At 50.6% G+C, this 2,909-nt stretch carries 1 rRNA gene; it reads right to left on the bottom strand.

Features of this window, described 5'->3' with window-relative positions:
* Nucleotides 1–16: 16 nt before the first annotated feature.
* Nucleotides 17–2,893: ribosomal RNA gene (locus tag GLIP_RS18325) — 23S ribosomal RNA — on the bottom strand.
* Between the last annotated feature and the right edge of the window lie 16 nt (nt 2,894–2,909).

Below are 2,909 nucleotides of genomic sequence, written 5' to 3' on the forward strand. Positions count from 1 at the left end.
GACATTTGGGCGTTGTATGGTTAAGCCTCACGGGCAATTAGTACAGGTTAGCTTAACGCCTCACAACGCTTCCACACCCTGCCTATCTACGTCGTAGTCTTCAACAACCCTTTAGGACAGTTAAACTGTCAGGGATGACTCATCTTGGGGCTCGCTTCCCGCTTAGATGCTTTCAGCGGTTATCGATTCCGAACGTAGCTACCGGGCAATGCCATTGGCATGACAACCCGAACACCAGCGGTTCGTCCACTCCGGTCCTCTCGTACTAGGAGCAGCTCCCCTCAATCATCCAACGCCCACACCAGATAGGGACCGAACTGTCTCACGACGTTCTAAACCCAGCTCGCGTACCACTTTAAATGGCGAACAGCCATACCCTTGGGACCGACTTCAGCCCCAGGATGTGATGAGCCGACATCGAGGTGCCAAACACCGCCGTCGATATGAACTCTTGGGCGGTATCAGCCTGTTATCCCCGGAGTACCTTTTATCCGTTGAGCGATGGCCCTTCCATACAGAACCACCGGATCACTATGACCTACTTTCGTACCTGCTCGACGTGTCTGTCTCGCAGTTAAGCTAGCTTATGCCATTGCACTAACCTCACGATGTCCGACCGTGATTAGCTAACCTTCGTGCTCCTCCGTTACTCTTTGGGAGGAGACCGCCCCAGTCAAACTACCCACCAGACACTGTCCACAATCCCGATAAGGGACCTATGTTAGAACATCAAACATACAAGGGTGGTATTTCAACGGCGGCTCCACATAATCTAGCGACTATGCTTCAAAGCCTCCCACCTATCCTACACATGTAGGTTCAATGTTCAGTGCCAAGCTGTAGTAAAGGTTCACGGGGTCTTTCCGTCTAGGTGCGGGTACACAGCATCTTCACTGCGATTTCAATTTCACTGAGTCTCGGGTGGAGACAGCGTGGCCATGGTTACACCATTCGTGCAGGTCGGAACTTACCCGACAAGGAATTTCGCTACCTTAGGACCGTTATAGTTACGGCCGCCGTTTACCGGGGCTTCGATCAAGAGCTTCGCTTACGCTAACCCCATCAATTAACCTTCCGGCACCGGGCAGGTGTCACACCGTATACGTCATCTTTCGATTTAGCACAGTGCTGTGTTTTTAATAAACAGTCCCAGCCACCTGGTCACTGCGGCCCTCATCTGCTTAGGAAGCAAGTTCCATCACAAACAAGGGCGTACCTTCTCCCGAAGTTACGGTACAATTTTGCCGAGTTCCTTCACCCGAGTTCTCTCAAGCGCCTTAGTATTCTCTACCTGACCACCTGTGTCGGTTTGGGGTACGGTTCGATATATCATAAGTTTAGAGGCTTTTCCTGGAAGCATGGCATCAACAACTTCGTCACCTTGGTGACTCGTCTCGTGTCTCAGGTTAATGTTGAACCGGATTTACCTAATTCAACGCCCTACGCACTTTCACTTGGATAACCAACACCAAGCTTGCTTAGCCTTCTCCGTCCCCCCTTCACTGATATACCAAGTACGGAAATATTAATCCGTTTCCCATCGACTACGCATCTCTGCCTCGCCTTAGGGGCCGACTTACCCTGCCCTGATTAGCATGGGACAGGAAACCTTGGTCTTCCGGCGTGCGGGTTTTTCACCCGCATTATCGTTACTCATGTCAGCATTCGCACTTGTGATATGTCCAGCAAGCCTCACAGCTCACCTTCAACCACTTACACAACGCTCCCCTACCATGTTTACAAAGTAAACATCCGCAGCTTCGGTATATTGCTTAGCCCCGTTACATCTTCCGCGCAGGCCGACTCGACTAGTGAGCTATTACGCTTTCTTTAAAGGGTGGCTGCTTCTAAGCCAACCTCCTAGCTGTCTTAGCCTTCCCACATCGTTTCCCACTTAGCAATATTTTGGGACCTTAGCTGGCGGTCTGGGTTGTTTCCCTCTTCACGACGGACGTTAGCACCCGCCGTGTGTCTCCCGGATAGCACTCTTTGGTATTCGGAGTTTGCAAAGGGTTGGTAAGTCGGGATGACCCCCTAGCCTTAACAGTGCTCTACCCCCAAAGGTGTTCGTCCGAGGCGCTACCTAAATAGCTTTCGGGGAGAACCAGCTATCTCCCGGTTTGATTGGCCTTTCACCCCCAGCCACAGGTCATCCCCTAACTTTTCAACGTTAGTGGGTTCGGTCCTCCAGTTGATGTTACTCAACCTTCAACCTGCCCATGGCTAGATCACCGGGTTTCGGGTCTATACCTTGCAACTAGACGCGCAGTTAACGCTCGCTTTCACTACGGCTACCCTATCGGTTAACCTTGCTACAAAATATAAGTCGCTGACCCATTATACAAAAGGTACGCAGTCACACCACGAAGGTGCTCCCACTGCTTGTACGTATACGGTTTCAGGTTCTATTTCACTCCCCTCACAGGGGTTCTTTTCGCCTTTCCCTCACGGTACTGGTTCACTATCGGTCAGTTAGGAGTATTTAGCCTTGGAGGATGGTCCCCCCATCTTCAGTCAAGATAACACGTGTCCCGACCTACTTAATATGGCAAATATAACGCTTAGTGTACGGGACTATCACCCTGTACCGTTGTGCTTTCCAACACATTCCACTACGTCATAATTACTCGGCTGCTCCCCGTTCGCTCGCCGCTACTAGGGGAATCTCAATTGATTTCTTTTCCTAAGGGTACTTAGATGTTTCAGTTCCCCTCGTTTGCCTCTACAACCTATGTATTCAGTTGCAGATACCGCCGAAGCGGTGGGTTCCCCCATTCGGACATCTGTGGCTCAAATGCGTTTTGTCAACTCACCACAGCTTTTCGCAGACTTACACGTCCTTCATCGCCTCTAACTGCCTAGGCATCCACCGTATACGCTTAATCACTTAACCATACAACCCCAAATAT

The organism is Aliiglaciecola lipolytica E3, from assembly GCF_000314975.1.
GTDB lineage: Bacteria > Pseudomonadota > Gammaproteobacteria > Enterobacterales > Alteromonadaceae > Aliiglaciecola > Aliiglaciecola lipolytica.